The following is an 18,754-nucleotide window of genomic DNA, read 5'->3' as shown; positions in this document are numbered from 1 at the left end:
AGCGCTAATTAGGGAGCAGCGCTCGATGCATCACATAGGCATCCACATAACCCAATTGGTTGTGATTAAACGCGCCAGGCAGTGTGGCGATAATCTCAAAGCCGAGTTTTTGCCATAGGGCAACCGCCAGAGTATTGGTGCTGACCACAAAGTTGAATTGTATGGCCCGATAACCAAGAGCGGTTGCCTGCTCGATACAATGCAATCCCAGAGCTTTGCCGATACCCAGCCCACGAGCTTCTCCATCCACCATAAAAGATGCATTGGCGACATGGTTACCGAGGCCGCGCTGGTTATCGATTAATTTGTACATGCCGACAACTCGCCCCTCGTGCAGGGCTACCCAGCAGCGCACACCAGCCCCAAACCAGTAGTCATAGGCGTCTTGTTCGGGAGTGTCTGGTGTGAATACATAGGTGTCGCCACTACTGATCACCGCCCGAAACAGTGGCCAAATTTCAGTAAAATCGTCTGTTGTTGCTATTCTGATTTCCATATTTGGCTCCTGTTTAAGCAATTTCGTCTATCTGTGGTTTAGATTTTATGGTCAGAGTCGCGCCAATGGAGGCGCTGATAATGGATGCCAGAGCCAGCCACTGAATCAGCGTCAGATGTTCATTTAAGAATATCAGCCCCGAAATTGCCGCCAATGCCGGTTCTAAGCTCATTAATGTGCCAAATGTGCGAGTAGGCAGGCGGGTCAATGCGACCATTTCCAGTGAGTAGGGCAAGGCGGTAGACAGAATAGCGACGGCTAAAGCAACCGGTAAAATTGCGGGATCGAACAGCGCCAGACCGTTATAAGCTACCCCAATTGGGCAGAAAACCAACGCAGCAATTAAAGAGCCAATTGCCACCGTCCCTGGCCCATGGTCACCGCCAGCTTTTTGCCCAGAAATAATATAAAGCGCCCAGCAGGCACCCGCACCCAGAGCACAAGCTGCGCCAAATGGATCAATGGTTCCGATGCTGCTTCCCAGAGGTAACAGGAACCAGAGACCCAGAATCGCCAACCCCACCCAGATAAAATCAACCGGACGACGTGAAGATAACATGGCGACTGCCAGCGGGCCGGTGAATTCCAAGGCGACGGCAATACCTAATGGCACCGTTTTTAATGACAGGTAAAAAAGGAAATTCATTCCCCCCAAGGTCACCCCATAAATCAGCAAGGGTAACCGGCTGCCCGCTTCAAACCGCATCCGCCAGGGTTTAAAGATAATAAACAGAATCAGCGTGCCGATGCCAAGTCGTAACGACGTAATCCCTTGTGCGCCGACCAGTGGGAACAGACTTTTCGCCAACGATGCGCCACTTTGTATTGAGATCATGGCGATCACAAGTAAGAAAATAGGGAGTAACGGAAGTGAATGTTTGGATGGAGGAGACAAAGACATCCTTTTGAGCCTCAAAGAAAAATAGTCGGTATCAATCCTTGCCAGTGTAAATGAAATGTCGATTGAGTGTTTAAAAATTACTGATGGACATAACAAAGGGGAAAAAATAAAAAAATAAATAATTTGTTTCTGATCTTGCTGTTTTTTAACGCTGCTTCTGTTGTTTTATTGAGCGATAAAATTAAGAATAGTCTGGAATAGGTTTTGGTGATGAATGTCACAAAAAGGAGTAACATAGCCAAAATTCATAAGTGTATTAGTAGGATAGATGATGCTTGAAACTCTTTGTTACACCAAATAAATGATTAGACAATCATTAGTAAGCAGAGTTTCACGCTACTTTTTGTTATAATTTCATGGTGTTTTAGTTTCATCTAAAAATTTGCGTCTTTCGAGGTGGTTATGAATAAAATTGCATGTCTTTCAGCTGTAGCAGCTTGTGTATTAGCAGTGACCGCAGGTTCAGCCTTTGCAGGTCAAAGCACCGTTTCTGGTGGTTATGCCCAGAGCGATTACTCAGGTGTTGCTAACAAATCTTCAGGTTTCAACCTGAAATACCGTTATGAGTGGAGTGATTCTCAACTGGGTTATATCACCTCTTTCACTCACACTGAAAAAAGCAGCTTCGGCGACAGCGCGTCTGTTTACAACAAAGCACAATACAACGCCATCACAGCTGGCCCAGCTTACCGTATCAACGATTGGGCTAGCGTTTATGGCCTGGTTGGTGTGGGTTATGGCCGTTTCAGCCAGAACTACCCAACATCTCTTAGCGACAAGAACAGCACCAGCGATTACGGTTTCACCTACGGCGCAGGTTTGCAGTTTAACCCAATGCAAAATGTTGCCCTGGACGTTTCTTACGAACAGAGCCGCATCCGTAACGTTGACGTTGGTACTTGGGTTGCTGGCGTTGGTTACACTTTCTAAGCAACAGCTTAGGATGATCAGCATTCATCTTTAAAGGTGAATCCTGTATTTGATAAAAATCCGCTTTCGGGCGGATTTTTTTCGTCTGTTATCGTGGTAGTTTTGGTAAGAAATTAGAGATTATCTGACGGCATTCGCTGCATCAGTAATTAGATCAATAACTTGTTGCGGGTGAGATAGATGAGCTGAGTGGCCAGAAGGCAGTTCAATCACTTTTTGTGCCTTAATTCGTGCGGTAAAGTCGCGTTGTGTTTCAACGGGCAGCATTCTGTCTTCTGTTGAAATCTGATACCAACAGGGTTTGACGCGCCAGGCTGGCTGAGCAGACTTATCCGTAAGAATACGGGCTGCTAAAGGTTTTTGTGCCAAAGCCATCACTAGCGCTTCACTTTCATCAATATCTTGGCACATATTCTCATGGAATTGGTCTGTGTCTATCCATAAAAAACCGTTATCGTCAGGGCGAATGTAAGCCGCACCAACAGGTGGTTTACGTAATGCATAAGTACTGGATAGGCTTTCTCCTGCATCCGGTGCAAAAGCGGCGAGATAAACCATCCCCACGACATTTTGCAAATGTCCGACTTGAGTAATCACCATTCCACCGTAAGAGTGACCGACTAATAATGTTGGGCCATACAACGCAGTTGTTAGCTTGATGGTGCGCTCGACATCATCTGCCAACGATGTTAACGGATTTTGTATTGCAATAACCCTGTGTCCCAAAGCGTGCAGGGCTGGAATAATATGCCGCCATTGCGAACCATCAGCCCACGCGCCATGTACTAATAAAATATTAAGTTTTGTTTCCATATTTCCCCCAGGACGGGTATTAAGCGGTGCATAATATCTTTATGCGGAAACGCTATTCTTGATGAATAACAACTTCTACTCATTTAATATGGCTATTGTTAATTGAATATCTGTTGTTAATTGAAACGTTAGCTTGTCGTTATATGTTATTAAAATTAACAAAATCTGTTGCTGGTTATAAGTATAAAGTGATGATGGTTAATATCTTTAAGATAAAGACGAAAATGGAACGGTAAATAAATCTATTTAAATGTTAATCAGCGCTATAAAATCTCTTCTGATCAAAAACATCTTATTTTATATAAGTAAAAACAAGATATTAACAAGGTTTTTTATTTGGACGTTACAACCTAATTTACTGGTAAAAATGGAATAATATGACACACTATTATTAGCTTTGATTTGCCTTCATTGTCTCTGTCGTGATTTGCACATAAAGCTGAGTGAATAATAATAGGGTTTATAAAACAATAGGTTGGTCTAAAATAGGTTGTAATCATGACAACACTGAGTGAACAGGCAGCACCTATACTGCATGATACTAAACTTGAGCAGCAAATTTTGCGGCGCTCGATTTTTTGTACTTTATTCATTGCCATTATGGGGATTGTTTTCGGCATTATATGTGGATCGATGTCGATAATTTTTGATGGCATGTTCTCTGCTCTGGATGCGGGGATGTGCAGTTTATCTCTCTTAGTATCTCGATTGCTGGGGCAACCCAATAGTCGCCGTTTTCAATATGGTTTCTGGCATGTAGAGCCTCTGGTATTAGCTTTCAATGGCAGTCTACTGGCCTTTCTCTGTCTGTATGCTTTTGTTAATGCGATAAAAGGCATTATTGATGGCGGGCGTGAATTAGAGCTGGGTTGGGCGATTGTGTATGCATTAGTAGTCAGTGTTTTCTGTTTTACTATCTTTTTAAAGCAACGTCGTTTAAATAAACGTGTTAAGTCCGAGTTAATCGCATTGGATACCAAAAGTTGGTTAATGTCGGCGTGTATCAGTTCTGCTTTATTAGTGGCTTTTTTACTTTCCTGGAGTATGGAAGGCACGCGTTATGAACATTTGATTGTTTATACTGACCCTGCAGTACTGGCGCTGTTAACGCTGATATTGATATCTGTTCCAATAAAGACTGTTATCGCTGCTGTCCGTGAAGTATTACAAATGACACCGGATACGCTAGACGCCTCTATGGAAAGTTTGATGGATAAACTGATGGCGAAATATCAATTTATCGATTATTCGCATTACGCTACCCGCATTGGCCGTGGCTTATTTGTTGAGATTCATGTGGTTATTCCACCAGAAATGGAAAACAGCGGCGTGTCTTATTTTGACAAGATACGCGATGAAATTTCTCACGCGATTGGTGAATCAGGGCCACATCGCTGGTTAACCATCTCATTTACGCGCAATCCTAAATGGTTGTAGTGTAAGCAGCTATGGGGCAGTGGTTTATATTAACTAATCGAGGTAATAAAAATGAGCGCTCAACGTCATATTAAACTTAGCCCTATCGATGCACCCCCGAGATTCAATGCTGTCACTAAGGTAGCGATTAGCGATGAAACAATCATTGTTCGAAAAGCTAAAGTTATCGCCAATATGGCTCAGGCTAATATTGATTATTTGCTGGTTTATGCCGATAAGGAACATGGTGGTAACTTTGAGTATCTGACTGGCTTTATCCCCCGATTTGAAGAGGCCGCTTTGGTATTACATGCATCAGGGGAAGTCTTTTTATTGCTAGGCAACGAGAATTTAAAACTGTCTCAATATGCGCGGGTTAGCAATACAGCTATTCATGTTCCCTATTTTTCGCTACCGAATCAACCCATGGAGAACAGCAAAACGTTAGCTGAATTATTGGCGGACACTGGCGTGCAGCAGGCTAAAAAAATCGGCATTGTTGGATGGAAGTTATTTACCAGCAAGTTGGATGATAATAATCAATTATTTGATATTCCACATTTTATTTTATCTGCAATAAAGCAAACAGTTTCATCGTCAACTTTAGTTGTTAACGCAACAAACCTATTTATTGGTAGTGATGCAGCAGCCAGAGTCACTAATAATGCCAATGAGTTAGCTCATTACGAATATGGGGCTAATCTGGCCTCTAATTGTATTCTTAATGCATTAACTGCGGTAGATATCGGCGTAACTGAGAAGCAACTTGGCTCTTATCTGGCAGATGAAGGGCAGCCGAATACTGTTGTGATGATTGCTGCAACCGGCGATCGCTTTGAAAAGGCTAATTTGTATCCTGGTGATAAAATTGTGCAACCTGGTGATAAAATATCATTAACCACCGGGTATAAAGGTGGCCTAAGCAGTAGAACGGGTTATGCTGTACATCACAGCGATGAGCTGCCTTTGGCACAAAGGGATTATCTCGAGAGAGTTGCTATTCCTTATTACGCCGCGGTCGTAACCTGGCTGGAAAATATCCGTATTGGTATGTCCGGCAAAGAGATGTATACAGCAATTGACGCTGTTTTACCGAAGTCGCAATACCATTGGTCATTAAACCCTGGGCATTTGGTCGCGGATGAAGAATGGTTGTGTTCGCCTATTTATAATGGCTCGGAAGAAAGAATTCGCAGTGGAATGTTATTCCAAATCGATATCATTCCTTCGGTACAAGGTTACGCGGGTGCGAGTGCTGAGGACTGTATTGCATTGGCTGATCAACATTTGCGTGATGAACTGGCCGCCCATTACCCCGATGTTTGGCAAAGAATACAAAAACGGCGTGATTACCTCAGTAATATACTCAATATTCATCTCAGCGAAGAGGTGCTACCGATGTCCAATACAGTCGGGTATCTACGGCCTTTCCTATTGGATAAATACAGCGCACTGCAATGTACCAATGACGCTCAAGGCTAATATCTCATCTATTTAATGGGGCTGTTCGACCCCAAATCTTGCTCACTTTCCGCTGCTGCTGAGATTTCATGCAAACTGGAGGCGATACTCTTGCCATCTTGTGGCATAATGCGCGCCGAATCACATTTTCTAGTATTCTTGAATACCCTTATTCAGTAATCCAATCGAGAGCGAGCTCTGTGCTAAGTACTAACAATATCACCATGCAATTCGGCAGCAAGCCGCTGTTTGAGAACATTTCAGTAAAATTCGGTGGCGGTAATCGCTATGGCCTGATCGGTGCTAATGGTTGTGGTAAATCCACATTCATGAAAATCCTTGGTGGTGATCTGATACCAAGTGCCGGTAACGTATTCCTCGACCCTAATGAGCGTCTGGGTAAGTTGCGTCAGGATCAATTCGCCTTTGAAAACAACACAGTGCTGGACACAGTTATTATGGGTCACGGCGAGTTGTGGGAAGTGAAAGAAGAGCGCGATCGCATTTACGCCATGGCTGAAATGAGCGAAGCAGACGGCTATAAAGTGGCTGATCTGGAAGTTGCCTACGGTGAAATGGATGGTTATAGCGCAGAAGCCCGTGCTGGTGAATTGCTGCTGGGTGTCGGTATTCCAGTTGAACAGCATTATGGTTTGATGAGCGAAATTGCGCCTGGCTTTAAATTGCGTGTATTGCTGGCACAGGCTTTGTTCTCAGATCCAGAAATTTTGTTACTCGACGAACCGACCAACAACCTGGATATCGATACTATCCGCTGGTTGGAACAAGTTCTGAACGAACGTAGCAGTACCATGATCATTATTTCCCATGACCGTCACTTCCTGAATATGGTCTGTACCCACATGGCGGATTTGGATTACGGCGAACTGCGTGTTTATCCGGGTAACTATGACGAATACATGACTGCGGCGACACAAGCTCGCGAGCGTCTACTCTCTGATAATGCGAAGAAAAAGGCCCAAATTTCCGAGCTGCAATCTTTCGTCAGCCGCTTTAGTGCCAACGCCTCTAAATCCAAACAGGCAACTTCACGCGCTCGTCAGATTGATAAAATTCAGCTTGATGAAGTGAAAGCGTCTAGCCGCCAAAATCCGTTTATCCGCTTTGATCAGGATAAAAAGTTGTTCCGTAATGCGCTGGAAGTTGAAATGCTGACTAAAGGTTTTGATAACGGTCCACTGTTTAAAAACCTGAATCTGCGCCTGGAAGTGGGTGAAAAAGTCGCTATTCTTGGGCCGAACGGTATTGGTAAATCGACTTTACTCAAAACCCTGGTCGGGGATTATGAAGCAGATGCTGGTACTGTGAAATGGTCTGAAAACAGCAAGATTGGCTATTATGCACAGGACCACGCCAGTGATTTTGAAATTGATCTGACGGTATTTGACTGGATGAGTCAGTGGAAACAGGAAAAGGACGACGAGCAGGCTGTGCGCAGTGTGCTGGGCCGTTTACTGTTCAGCCAGGACGATATCAAGAAGAAAGTACAGGTCTTGTCGGGTGGTGAAAAAGGGCGGATGCTGTTTGGCAAGCTGATGATGCAGCGCCCTAATATTTTGGTAATGGATGAGCCAACCAACCATTTGGATATGGAATCGATTGAAGCCCTTAACATGGCATTGGAAATGTATGAAGGTACGTTAATCTTCGTTTCCCATGACCGTGAGTTTGTCAGTTCACTGGCGACCCGAGTGATTGAAATGACGCCAAGTAAGTTGATCGACTTTACCGGTAACTACGAAGACTATCTGCGTAGCCAAGGTATTCAATCCTGATTATATGACTGCGTGTTGATATGAGAGCTGATGCATTGATGGCATCAGCTCTACTGTCTAAAGGCAGGGTTTCCCCTGCTTTACAGAACTCTACTTATTTCTCATCGGGTTTTGCTGCTGATGTGATCGCCGTGACTTGCTTAATAACATCGTCATTCAGATATTGGTTACTATCGTAACTCTCCAAATATTCCCAATATGTATTGCTGGTTTGATTCGTTGGGAAATACCAATACGAACTCGTTTTTAAACGGAAATAATCACGAGTTCCTGTGTAATGGTTATCGTATAAATAGATAGTGCCTGGGCTGCCTTGATGTGATGCACTATCCCAATGATTAAGGTCACCCTCTAATTTGTAACGCTGCTTAATTAGTTGATCATAAGCCTCGCGGGGAGAAATATTTTCACCTGGCGTTTTCAATTGAATCGAGCTTGCCAGTCTCATTGCGATATTATTGCTATCTGTTACCGTAACAGGAATAGATAGCATGGTATTTTGTAATACATTATGTGGTGCTCGCAGAGTTATTTCTTTACCATTATCCGTAATAACTTCAACACCTTTTGGAATATCCCACTGGTAAGTCAAGGTTGATGTATTACGGTTCGTAACTTCGACAGCTACGGTGAAGATATCCCCCACATTAACTGTATCAGGCAGGCGTACATCTCCGGTGATATTTTGCTGGGTTAACGAATAACTGTAGGCAATATTACTGTCTCTATTCTCCCAAATAGGCTCCCTTAGGTCTGGCAAGTTCATTGCTTTTAATTGGGCGCTGGTTTCTTTTGTCGGTTTTATTCCCCACTTATGGAAAAATGATTTTAGGTTAATGCCAGCAACACGACTGGTTTCCAGCAGAAAACGTTGTTTTTTCTCATCGTCATTTTTTGGCCATTCAGCGGCAGCTAGCGTGCGGTAACGGTCACCAAGGCGTTGGTAGAAGTCTTTACCAAATGCTAAATCCAGTTGCCAAAACATACCTAAACGGACAAACACGTCGCCATCTTCATATTTTTTGCTTCTTTTATTCAGAAAATCAGCAATTTCATCCCAACGTGATTCTGCTTCCATACGCGAAGTTCCGCCTAAAGCACGCTGAACATACAATGAAGTCAGGTTTTCCGTAACTTCTATATCACTATCAAATGTCCATGCTGGCATTTGATAGTGGTGACCCAACTCATGCCATGACCCCCAACCATTATTTTGTAATTTATAGGTATTAATGACTTCCAAAAAGCCAGCAGCATTAGAACCTAGCCAGTAATTGGATGCTGACATATAACCTGATGTGCTATCTGGTTTACCGACAAATTGATATTGGAAAGGTGTAGCTCGATGGGGGAAGGCTTTCTCGGTGCTGAGTCCAAATTGTTCTTCCGCCAGGTCGACAATACGGTCCCACAAGACCAAAACTCCCTCAGGATCAGTCGCTTGTTTACGCATATTTTTAATTGGCATGGTGAGGATCATACGCTTACCCACTAGTTCAGCGAAAGGTGAATCCCCAAACTTCACTAACTGTGCTTGCCAATCTTCAATGGTATTTTCGCCCAGAATAAAGCGTGGCATCGGTTTGCCACCCTCGAGCAGATTAATCTTGATCTCACTGCTACCTTGTTGGTTAGCTGCTACAAAATAAAGTGGGCCGGTATTCTCAACTTCAATTTCATTGATGCCTTGTTGCAGTTTAACTACCTGCCGTTCAAAGTTTTCTTCTTTGCCTTTCTTAACCGGCACAATCCACAGCTCAGGCAATACATCAATATCTTCCCCTTGATGCTGGTATTCAATACGTAGGTTATCACCTTTGTTAGCCCAGAAGCCGCTGGATTGCGTTGGATGAGTAAGGAATTGACGCTTTTGTTGCTCATTCCAATATAGTGGTGAACCATTTTGAACCAAGCGAATTTGCCGTGATGCTTCAGATGTAATATTACTATTTGCAGTTTCAGCTCGCTGAACTGATATATTGCTCGGAACATCTGCAATAGCTGCAGATAACGTAGAGGAAAAGCTCAGTGCCATTAATAGGCTCAGGGCAATAGGCGTATTGCGAAAAGCAGGGCGAAACATAATACTATCTCCGGATAGCATTCAACTCCAATAATATGCAGATGAAGATTGAATTAAGTTAAGAAAGAATTCGTGAGGAAAGTATCTTAGTACATAAATTCTTGACTCAACTATTGGACTAATGCAGAGCACAAGAAAGTCAAAAAAATTCAAAAAAAGTTATGGAAAATAATGGTAAATAAGTCTCCCGGTGTAACTTACGGCCTTATTTCTTAAGAAAGTAAAATAATAGATAGTCCTTAAAATTTCGGAATTCCAAAACTAAGGGAGGCCATGAGCCTCCCTCAGGGTACAGTTCTCTTGATGCTATAAAATAGGTTTGTCAGCCATTTATTCCAACCCGCTGTTGCTACAAACTTCGCAGTTGATGTCTTTTGCCAGTTTTAAACTCCGAAACTCTGCTGTCATGGCGTCATACATCAGTATACGACCTGATATCACCTGTCCATAATCGGCCAGTAACTTTATGGCTTCCATCGCTTGTAGATTGCCAATAATACCCACTAATGGAGCCATGACTCCAGCTTCAACGCAGGTTAGGGCGTTATTACCAAACAACCGGCTCAGGCAGCGATAGCACGGCTGATCCTCTTGATAGGTAAATACACTGACTTGCCCCTCCATACGGATCGCCGCACCTGAAACCAATGGTTTACGCTGTGCATGGCATAAGCGGTTAAGTTGCTCACGACTGGCGACATTATCGGTACAATCTAACACCAATTGATGTTCAGCTATGGCAATGGCAAGTTGTTCATCATCTAACTGGGCATCAATGGTTTTGATTATCAGGTTGGGATTCATCTCAGACAAAGTCAGTGTCGCAGAAGCTACCTTAGCCATGCCGATACGGTTATCACGGTGAAGAACCTGCCTTTGTAGGTTGGAAAGAGAAACCCGGTCAAAATCCAGCAGAGTGAGATGACCCACACCAGCTACCGCCAGATATTGTGCTGCGGCACACCCGAGGCCACCTAATCCAACAATTAATACCTTAGCGGCATTCAGTTTTTCCTGACCGTCAAAATCAAAACCACGTAAGACAATCTGCCGGTTATAACGCAGGGCTTGCGCATCGGAAAGTTCAGGCAACATATCAGGCTCTCAGTAATTTATTACGCCAATAATCAACTAGCGTAATAGTTCATTAAACAACTCTATTTCAACAACTTCACCGACTTCTACCGAACCACGTTCCCGCTCAAGCACGATAAAACAGTTACCTTGGCTGAATGAGCTGAAGATATGTGAACCTTGATGGCCAGTGGTACGTACTTCCAGTTCGCCGCGAGAATTAGTTGAGAAAATGCCACGTTGGAAATCCAAACGGCCTGGTGTTTTTTTCAACTTCGTTATTGTTTTTGCTTTCAAACGTAGCGGTGGCTGCCATTGAGAGTGGCCGGAAAGTTTCGCAATCAGTGGTTGTACCAACTGATAAAATGTCAGCGCCGCAGAGACTGGGTTACCCGGTAGGCCGCAGAACCAGGCATGATCCAATTTACCGAAAGCAAAAGGTTTGCCGGGTTTTATGGCTAACTTCCAGAAACCAATATCACCCAGTTCCTCCAGCATCTGTTTGGTGTAATCGGCTTCACCGACAGAAACGCCACCACTACTAATAACCAAATCGGCGACGGCATCAGCTTGCTCAAATGCTTTGCGTAATGCCTGTTGGTCATCACGGATAACACCCAGATCAATAATTTGGCAACCTAACTGTTGCAACATCAAACGAACCGCAAAGCGGTTGGTATCGTAAATTTGCCCTTCTCCCAAGGGTTGCCCAACTGGCTGCAACTCATCGCCGGTAGAGAAAATAGCCACTTTCAATGTGCGGAAAACAGTCAGTTCAGCAATCCCTAGTGATGCCAGGAGGGGAAGTTGCGCCGCACCGAGTTTGACGCCCGCGGGGAAAACAGCCGCCCCTTGCTGGATATCTTCACCTGCCAGCCGAATGTTCTGCCCAACCTGGGTATTACCACTGAAAGTGACACCTTGTTCACTCACTACGGCTTGTTCTTGCATGATGACAGCATCCGCACCTGCGGGGATAGGAGCGCCAGTCATAATTCGAATACAGCTATTTGCCGGCCATTCATCTCTAAATGGTGCACCGGCGAAGGCTTTGCCTGCCACTGGTAACGGCATTGTGCTGCTAAGCTCTTTACAACGCACAGCATAACCGTCCATGGCTGAGTTAGCGAAAGGGGGTACGGCAATCGGGGATGTGATTGCGCTGGCTGTGATGCGCCCCGCAACATCAGTGAGTGCAATGGTTTCGGTGGTCTGTAATGGCGTGACCTGTGACAGCATTTTGGTCAGAGCGTGTTCCAGAGAGAGTAAATCCGAGGTATTACAGTGATCCATGCGGGACTCCGTGGTCTGATGGCACCGTCGCCAGAAACTATAACGGGTGCGCGGCAATAATCAATTAAGTGCGCCATTATGGCAGAGATTGCTATGCGGGTGAATTGATGGGGGGCAAAGAGGCCACAGTCTGATACTGTCTGAGTTGTATCATTCCTTTTTATTGGTATTTTCTTCGTCAGGTGAAACTGGAGGTAATATGGATTATCAAAAAATTCTGAAATTCTGGTTTAGTGAGATAAACCCTGAGTTGTGGTTCAAAAAAGATGAGGATTTTGACACCCATTTACGTCAGAATTTCGGTGCTATTTGGCAGGCTGCCTCTAAGGGCGAACTGGCGCACTGGCGGCTGAATATTGAGGGACGCTTGGCAGAAATTCTGATATTAGATCAATTTAGCCGAAATCTATTTCGCGATTTACCCACTTCTTTTTCCTGTGATGGTATGGCTTTGGTGCTGGCACAAGAAGCGGTCAGCAGTGGCAAAGCCGGGCAGTTATCAGATACGCAGCGGGGGTTTCTCTATTTACCCTTTATGCATTCAGAATCCGCGCTAATTCATCAGCAAGCATTGAAGCTATATACCGAACTAGGTAATGAGACTCAACTCGATTATGAATTGCGCCATAAAGCAATTATTGATCGCTTCGGCCGCTACCCTCACCGCAATCATATTCTTGGACGAGTTTCCAGTGCCGAGGAGCAGGCTTTTCTACTGCAACCCGGATCAGCTTTTTAGTCTAAATTTCTTCCTAATAAACCCCATATTGTCAGCATTCTGTCTTTTTATTGAAGGCAGAATACTGAGTTATCATGTGGCATGACAATTTAAGTCACTATAATCTGGTTTCGGTCACTACTGACTAAATATTGCTGAATAGTTGCCAGTAATTTCCCCGTTCCGCAGCATGTATCGTTGTATCCTTCGGTATGTCGGCGGTTAATAACGCGGTCATGGGGACAACCCCCGTGGCAAATAGAAAACCACTCACAATTATGCATTTTTTCAGTTGCCGCTTTTTCTTCATTGATGGCTTGTTGATTATGCGATGAATGAGCTAAAAGATCCGCCAGGTCAGTATCTAATAAAGAACCGTAGATGCTACCTTTATCACCTACATATTTGTCACAGGGAGAGATGTCTCCATTGGGTTCTACAGTGATAATTTCTTGCGAGCAATTGCCAGACCAATAACATGCAGCAGGTTTATTTTTAGCATTTTTTAATACACGAATAAAATCATCAAAAACAGCAATATGTATTTTTCCCTGATAACCGTTTACCCAAAGAGTAAACAGTTCTGAGAGAAACTGGATAAATTCAGCATAACTGATAAACCCATCACCGACATACTGGCCTTTAAGGAGTCTATTATCAGGAACTATATTAAGAAACTCAATGTGGGTTAATTCTATTGAGATAAAATAGTCCAACATTTCTTTCATGTCAGTTTGATAAACTTCTCGGTCAACAACAATAAGAGCACCATATGGAATATTATACTCGCGAAGTTTTTTTATTCCTTTTGCTATGCGATCGGATGTCTTTCTGCCTCGATAATCTACCCGCCTCCTATCATTGACAGCCGGTACACCATCAAGACTAATTCCGACATTCATACCAATACCTTTAATAAATATTAACCACTCATCTGAAATATTAACTACATTTGATTGCATGGTGTTGGTTATATATTGCTCTGGCCGTTTAAATTGTTGCTGCAACCAAATGAGTTTTTTAAAAAATGCCGGTTTTAGTAGTGTGATTTCACCGCCATGCCAGACAAACTCAAATCTATTTACATTAGGAATGGCCAGGATCTGCCGTACAGTATGGACAAGTGTATGAAATGACAATGTTTGATTGGGGCCTTCTGCCCAAGAGTGACAATAAGTACAACGAAGATTACATAAACGGGTTGCCTTCAATACAACAACCAATTTTTTTGCTTGAATCTTTTTCACTGAAATACTTTTCTTTATCTCTTCGTTGAATATATCTAACTCATTACTATCCAGTAATTTTTGGGCTGGTATCTTACCAATAAGATAAGATGATAGCATTCTATATTCACATGTGTCGAGTTTTTCCAGTTTTTTTAGATCTATTTCTTTTATCTTAATGCAATCGATATATTTTACCAGAATCATATTATCCATAGTATATTCCTATTTTTTCATGTAAGTTTTCCATCTCTCATGTTTATTATTCTGTTGCCATATGCAGAGGCTTCATCTGAATGTGTAACCATAATGATAGTAGTACCTTTTTGGTTTATATATTTTAATTGCTGTAATACCGCTCGGGCATTTTTACTATCTAAATTGCCAGTAGGTTCATCAGCCAAGAGCAATGTAGGATTAGACACCATTGCCCTGGCAATAGCGACTCGTTGTTGTTGGCCTCCTGAAAGTTGCATTGGTTTGTGATTTTTCCGGTTATCAATGTCGAACAGGTTTAAAATTTGGTTAACTTTTTCGGTACGTTCCTTTTTGCCAATACCTCGGTATTTAAGTGGTAAGGCAATGTTATCAAAAATAGATAAGTGTGAAATGAGGTTGAATGATTGAAATACATAACCTATTAATAATCTCCTTAATATTACTTTCTGTGAGTAGCTCATGCCAATAATGTTTTTTTTCGCCAGTGTAAATGAGCCATTATCAAGAGAGTCAAACAAACCAATGATATTAAGTAATGTGGATTTTCCTGAACCTGATGGCCCCATAATAGAAACAAAATCACCTTTCTCAACGCTGAAATTTAGATGATTAAGAACCTTGGTTTTAATTGTTTTGGTGGTATAACATTTCTCAGCATTTTGTATATTTAGCATGTTATTTAAACTCAATAATATCGTATTCACTATTGTTGGTTTCTGGCGGGATAACAATGATTTCCCCAGTTTTTACTCCAGATATTACTTCTGTTTTCATGGAGCTTCGGCGCTTTATTTCTATTTTAGATCTAATAGCAAGGTCATCTTCTGGCTGATATATGTAGATGAAATAATTTCCATTATTATCAGAGATAATACTCTCAGTAGGCACCATTAACACAGGGGTATTATTTTTTTGCAATGGAATTTGTATTTCAATAGATTGCCCTCTTTTAAGCTGGGAGGTAGTGTCATGTAGTGGGATCAGCTTCGCCTTTAATTTTCCATTTTCAACAATAGTTGATACTGACTCAATCAACAGTGGTGTATCTTTACCATTTATTGTTGCAATGATTCGAGTTTTTGGTTTGATTTTATCAAGATAATATTCACTGAAGTAAACATTAAAATAGTATGATTGCATGTTATCTATTATTGCTATTTTTTCACCAGGTTTTATTTGTTGACCCAACTCTACATCAAGGATAGATAAACTCCCATCAATTGGGGCTGTTATAACTAATTGCTCCATACCATTTTCAATGATATCCATCATTTTCTCCAGTAATAATATAGAATCATCTATACTTTTGAATTGTGAGGGGAATGACTCTTTGTTTTTATTATCGTGTTCTTTTAATATTTCACTTTTTATTTGCCAGTTCTTTAACATACCGACTTGGTTTTCTAACTCAGATTTTGCAATCATTGATTTCATATCGAGGACTTGATGCCTTTCTAAGTCTTTGGAAATAGTCGTTATTTGATGTTGATCCTCTTGTAAATTAAGTTTTGTCTCTCGTTTATCTTGTTCTAATTGTATTTTCATATTGCGAAGATTGTTTATCTGCTCAGTAATATTTACTATTCTGGATGTGGCTTCCAGCATGAAATCGTAATTAGATAAACGGACAATAACATCACCTTTCATGACGGTATCGAAAGCCTGTTTAGCGACTTCAGTGACCTTTCCTCCTCGTTCACTTGATACAATTATGCTTCCTTTAGGAACCGCGATGGCTCGGGTTGTCAGTACATCCTGATATACTTCAGATTGAATAGTATGAAAAACAGTATCCTCCCGAGATATCAGTAAATTTCGCTGAACTCTAGATACATTATAAATATAATAAAGGCTAGCGGTTACTGCCAATAATACGCAAAAAACTATTAACTTAGCCGCTGTGTTTTTGTTTTTTTTCTGCTCAATATCTATATCCATGATGTTACTTCTTCTTCTGATTTTTGAGTGTATTACAATTAAAAATAAGTGTAGTTGTCATGACAATAATTATGCATAAAATAAAAGCAGTAAATAAACCTGTCGCATAAATGTAAGATGATTTTTTAATTAAACTGTATTGTGTTAGCCAATTATGCAATAACAGAAAGCCGATAGGTAATGATATTATTACTGCTATGATGATAGGTATAATATTCTGTTGTATAAAGAAAATAATATGCGTATAAATTGATCCACCAATAGACTCCATGATTGCTAGTGTTTTTTCGAGTCGTTTGGTCTCTGAGGTACTTATTATTACCGTGCTTATTAAGACCAGAATTACTGAAAATAATGTTACTGTATTGATCGTATTATACATAAGTATATTATTACTAAAATATTCTTTGTGTAAGTTGTTGACAGACTTTATGTGTTCAGTATTAACATGATAGCTATTTAATACTTTCTCTACTTTCCCGAAATCTTGAATGTTTTTAAGTTTGACTGCGCCATAGCGTTGGGGGTTGTTTTGAATGAGGATAAGTAAGGGCGGCGGTGTGTCACTTCGATCTGCCAGATAAAAGTCATCTATTACTTTCAGCACCCTAACTGGTTGCTGCACGTTATTCTCATTAATATAAAATTCAGTGCTCAGTATATGGTCATAGGACTGTTGTCCCATTAATTCCATAAATGATTTTGTAACAACAGCATGGTAAATGTTGCTGTTATCGCTGGGTAATAAGGGGGTTTCATCACCAGCCAAAATATTTACCCCCCAAGTGTTAATAAAGTTTTTGTTTACTTTAAGGATGTTAACTGTGGCTAGTTTGTCTTTTTCTTGCTGGTTATTATGGAATACAGAGGTATTATGCCGCGACATGTCAAATGGTCGCCAGTTACTTAAAGAGATATTATTAACACCAGCTATACTCCTTAATTCATCTTGCAGGTTGTTTATTGCGGTTTTCGATTTTAGTTCATCACTTAATATAAATGTTATTACATTCTCTTTTTCGTAACCAAAGTTGTCATTTTTCATGAAATGGATCTGTGTCATTATGCCAGCCCACAGGTATATGATGATTCCTGCAAGAATAATCTGTATGCAGAACATAATACGAGTCATATAGCGTGACTGAGATGATTTCACAGTATAGGTATTATTGGGCAAAGTAAGCGTCAGTAAAAAGAGGCTGTGGGCGAGTAGAATAGCGGCATAAGTTAGCACTGTAGTAATAGGCAACGCGGTTGAGAAGTTATGATTCCCATGCGTAAAGATAAGCTCTTTGACGCTATCTGAATATTGCACGAGTGACATCAAGATAAGTAGAGCTACTAACAACACAAATGCAGTTTGTAATGTTGCAATGAAAAATGCTTCAGTGATTAGCTGGTAGTTTGATGCACCAACGGCCTTTTTAATATAAAAGCTGTTTCTTTTTTTTGTATTTATCACATTGTTAATATTAAAGAAATTCATTGTCGTAGCAAAAAAAACAAACAGACCTGAGGCGTATAAAATATTTAAGTATGAGCTTGAAACGACTATGCTGATTTCATCGGGTAATGCATTGTCATAATGGATATCAGTAATATTACGTGCAGAAAGTTGAATGAATTCTTCGGGGCTAAAAGGGGCACCAGGAAGTTGTGGTGCATGCTGGATAACGTAAGAATTTAGTTGCTCTGGGGTGGGACTCATCCCAGATTTCATCGTGATAAAAGCGTAGGCATGGGTATCATACCAATCATGTCTTTTATCGTGGTAACTATCTAATATTTCAGGAGAGAATGCGATAACGGCAGTCGTTTTAAAACGGCTGGATGGATTAAATTCAACAACATCTTTAATAAGAAATTGGCCTTTATCACCTAATGTTATGACACGCCCTTGAGGGTTATCCAGATGAAGATATTGTCGATTAAACTCAGGGGTAATGATAATTTCATTCTGCGTCAGAGAAAGATTTTTTTGTTGATAAGGATTTAATGTATTAAAAAAATCGTTGCTAACCGCATAGATATCAATATTTGAATACGTCTTATCATTAACGTGTACATGGGTGAAAATACGCACGATGTAATCAACACTTTTGATGTTTCTATCATTTCTTAGTACTGAAATCAGTGGGAAGGGTACTTGTGCTGACTTCACTTCATCGCCGTTAGGTAGATTAAATGATGTTTCTACCCTATATATGTCTTTATGGTTACTATTATGTTTTTCAATATGAGAATCAGTTAAATAAAGAAGTAATACAAAAAATAGTGAGATCGATCCAATAGCTGTTATTAGTATTGCTAACAGACTTGATGCTGGACTTAGCTTCAGATCATTGAAGAATTCACTTGTTAGCATGGGAAATATCTCACTGATTTTAATG

The 18,754-nt window shown here is 41.3% G+C and carries 15 protein-coding genes; 5 read left to right on the top strand and 10 right to left on the bottom strand.

The window, feature by feature from the left end:
- Positions 1-4 precede the first annotated feature (4 nt).
- Together FTB31_RS08390 and rhtA are read right to left on the bottom strand one after the other, a co-directional pair.
- Positions 5-496: a GNAT family N-acetyltransferase gene (locus FTB31_RS08390; protein ID WP_077293670.1), complete on the bottom strand. Its 492-nt coding sequence runs from the start codon at positions 494-496 to the stop codon at positions 5-7.
- 13 nt (positions 497-509) lie between these two features.
- Complete coding sequence (gene rhtA, locus FTB31_RS08385) at positions 510-1,397, bottom strand: threonine/homoserine exporter RhtA (protein ID WP_050075177.1); 888 nt, start codon at positions 1,395-1,397, stop codon at positions 510-512.
- A gap of 402 nt (positions 1,398-1,799) precedes the next feature.
- Here rhtA and ompX point away from each other — a divergent pair, with 402 nt between their 5' ends.
- The gene (gene ompX, locus FTB31_RS08380; RefSeq protein WP_050075178.1) at positions 1,800-2,327 is read left to right on the top strand and encodes an outer membrane protein OmpX; all 528 of its coding nucleotides are present in this window, start codon (positions 1,800-1,802) and stop codon (positions 2,325-2,327) included.
- A gap of 120 nt (positions 2,328-2,447) precedes the next feature.
- On the opposite strand, the gene FTB31_RS08375 is transcribed toward ompX, so the two are convergent.
- A complete protein-coding gene (locus FTB31_RS08375) occupies positions 2,448-3,140 on the bottom strand; it encodes an alpha/beta fold hydrolase (RefSeq protein WP_050075179.1) in 693 nt (230 codons plus the stop codon).
- Positions 3,141-3,638: 498 nt separating this feature from the next.
- On the opposite strand from FTB31_RS08375, the gene FTB31_RS08370 reads away from it, so the two are divergent.
- The 3 genes from FTB31_RS08370 (at position 3,639) to FTB31_RS08360 (ending at position 7,813) form a co-directional block, all read left to right on the top strand.
- Positions 3,639-4,577, top strand: a complete 939-nt coding sequence (locus tag FTB31_RS08370) for a cation diffusion facilitator family transporter (RefSeq protein ID WP_050075180.1) — start codon at positions 3,639-3,641, stop codon at positions 4,575-4,577.
- Positions 4,578-4,628: 51 nt separating this feature from the next.
- On the top strand, positions 4,629-6,038 hold the full coding sequence (locus tag FTB31_RS08365) for a M24 family metallopeptidase (RefSeq protein ID WP_050075181.1): 1,410 nt from the start codon (positions 4,629-4,631) through the stop codon (positions 6,036-6,038).
- Between the two features lie 179 nt (positions 6,039-6,217).
- Positions 6,218-7,813: an ABC-F family ATPase gene (locus FTB31_RS08360; RefSeq protein ID WP_077174835.1), complete on the top strand. Its 1,596-nt coding sequence runs from the start codon at positions 6,218-6,220 to the stop codon at positions 7,811-7,813.
- Positions 7,814-7,907: 94 nt separating this feature from the next.
- Here FTB31_RS08360 and FTB31_RS08355 read toward each other — a convergent pair whose 3' ends face one another.
- The 3 genes from FTB31_RS08355 to moeA form a co-directional block, all read right to left on the bottom strand.
- Positions 7,908-9,896 (bottom strand): M60 family metallopeptidase, encoded by a 1,989-nt coding sequence (locus FTB31_RS08355; RefSeq protein WP_080991534.1) that lies wholly within the window; start codon positions 9,894-9,896, stop codon positions 7,908-7,910.
- A 330-nt stretch (positions 9,897-10,226) separates the two neighbouring features.
- Positions 10,227-10,991 (bottom strand): molybdopterin-synthase adenylyltransferase MoeB, encoded by a 765-nt coding sequence (moeB, locus tag FTB31_RS08350; RefSeq protein WP_050075183.1) that lies wholly within the window; start codon positions 10,989-10,991, stop codon positions 10,227-10,229.
- A 36-nt stretch (positions 10,992-11,027) separates the two neighbouring features.
- Positions 11,028-12,263: a molybdopterin molybdotransferase MoeA gene (gene moeA, locus FTB31_RS08345; protein WP_077174837.1), complete on the bottom strand. Its 1,236-nt coding sequence runs from the start codon at positions 12,261-12,263 to the stop codon at positions 11,028-11,030.
- A 199-nt stretch (positions 12,264-12,462) separates the two neighbouring features.
- Here moeA and FTB31_RS08340 point away from each other — a divergent pair, with 199 nt between their 5' ends.
- On the top strand, positions 12,463-13,002 hold the full coding sequence (locus FTB31_RS08340) for a DUF924 family protein (protein WP_077174838.1): 540 nt from the start codon (positions 12,463-12,465) through the stop codon (positions 13,000-13,002).
- An 89-nt stretch (positions 13,003-13,091) separates the two neighbouring features.
- On the opposite strand, the gene darE is transcribed toward FTB31_RS08340, so the two are convergent.
- Genes darE through darB form a run of 4 tightly spaced genes read right to left on the bottom strand, consistent with a single transcriptional unit; the run spans position 13,092 to position 18,729 of the window.
- A complete protein-coding gene (gene darE / locus FTB31_RS08335) occupies positions 13,092-14,423 on the bottom strand; it encodes a darobactin maturation radical SAM/SPASM protein DarE (RefSeq protein ID WP_077174839.1) in 1,332 nt (443 codons plus the stop codon).
- A 17-nt stretch (positions 14,424-14,440) separates the two neighbouring features.
- Positions 14,441-15,100 (bottom strand): darobactin export ABC transporter ATP-binding protein, encoded by a 660-nt coding sequence (gene darD, locus FTB31_RS08330; protein WP_077174840.1) that lies wholly within the window; start codon positions 15,098-15,100, stop codon positions 14,441-14,443.
- A 1-nt stretch (position 15,101) separates the two neighbouring features.
- Positions 15,102-16,364: a darobactin export ABC transporter periplasmic adaptor subunit gene (darC, locus tag FTB31_RS08325; protein ID WP_227731276.1), complete on the bottom strand. Its 1,263-nt coding sequence runs from the start codon at positions 16,362-16,364 to the stop codon at positions 15,102-15,104.
- Between the two features lie 4 nt (positions 16,365-16,368).
- Positions 16,369-18,729 carry a darobactin export ABC transporter permease subunit gene (gene darB, locus FTB31_RS08320; RefSeq protein WP_077174841.1) on the bottom strand — a complete coding sequence of 787 codons (2,361 nt, stop codon included), beginning with the start codon at positions 18,727-18,729 and terminating at the stop codon, positions 16,369-16,371.
- Positions 18,730-18,754 lie beyond the last annotated feature (25 nt).

Source organism: Yersinia proxima (assembly GCF_902170785.1).
Classification (GTDB): domain Bacteria; phylum Pseudomonadota; class Gammaproteobacteria; order Enterobacterales; family Enterobacteriaceae; genus Yersinia; species Yersinia proxima.
This window is presented reverse-complemented; position numbering and strand designations above follow the sequence as displayed.

Bases quoted from the DNA above. Each gene is read 5' to 3' on its own strand.
- FTB31_RS08390 (WP_077293670.1), bottom strand. From the start codon at position 496: ATGGAAATCAGAATAGCAACAACAGACGATTTTACTGAAATTTGGCCA.
- rhtA (WP_050075177.1), bottom strand. From the start codon at position 1,397: ATGTCTTTGTCTCCTCCATCCAAACATTCACTTCCGTTACTCCCTATT.
- ompX (WP_050075178.1), top strand. From the start codon at position 1,800: ATGAATAAAATTGCATGTCTTTCAGCTGTAGCAGCTTGTGTATTAGCA.
- FTB31_RS08375 (WP_050075179.1), bottom strand. From the start codon at position 3,140: ATGGAAACAAAACTTAATATTTTATTAGTACATGGCGCGTGGGCTGAT.
- FTB31_RS08370 (WP_050075180.1), top strand. From the start codon at position 3,639: ATGACAACACTGAGTGAACAGGCAGCACCTATACTGCATGATACTAAA.
- FTB31_RS08365 (WP_050075181.1), top strand. From the start codon at position 4,629: ATGAGCGCTCAACGTCATATTAAACTTAGCCCTATCGATGCACCCCCG.
- FTB31_RS08355 (WP_080991534.1), bottom strand. From the start codon at position 9,896: ATGTTTCGCCCTGCTTTTCGCAATACGCCTATTGCCCTGAGCCTATTA.
- moeB (WP_050075183.1), bottom strand. From the start codon at position 10,991: ATGTTGCCTGAACTTTCCGATGCGCAAGCCCTGCGTTATAACCGGCAG.
- moeA (WP_077174837.1), bottom strand. From the start codon at position 12,263: ATGGATCACTGTAATACCTCGGATTTACTCTCTCTGGAACACGCTCTG.
- FTB31_RS08340 (WP_077174838.1), top strand. From the start codon at position 12,463: ATGGATTATCAAAAAATTCTGAAATTCTGGTTTAGTGAGATAAACCCT.
- darE (WP_077174839.1), bottom strand. From the start codon at position 14,423: ATGGATAATATGATTCTGGTAAAATATATCGATTGCATTAAGATAAAA.
- darD (WP_077174840.1), bottom strand. From the start codon at position 15,100: ATGCTAAATATACAAAATGCTGAGAAATGTTATACCACCAAAACAATT.
- darC (WP_227731276.1), bottom strand. From the start codon at position 16,364: ATGGATATAGATATTGAGCAGAAAAAAAACAAAAACACAGCGGCTAAG.
- darB (WP_077174841.1), bottom strand. From the start codon at position 18,729: ATGCTAACAAGTGAATTCTTCAATGATCTGAAGCTAAGTCCAGCATCA.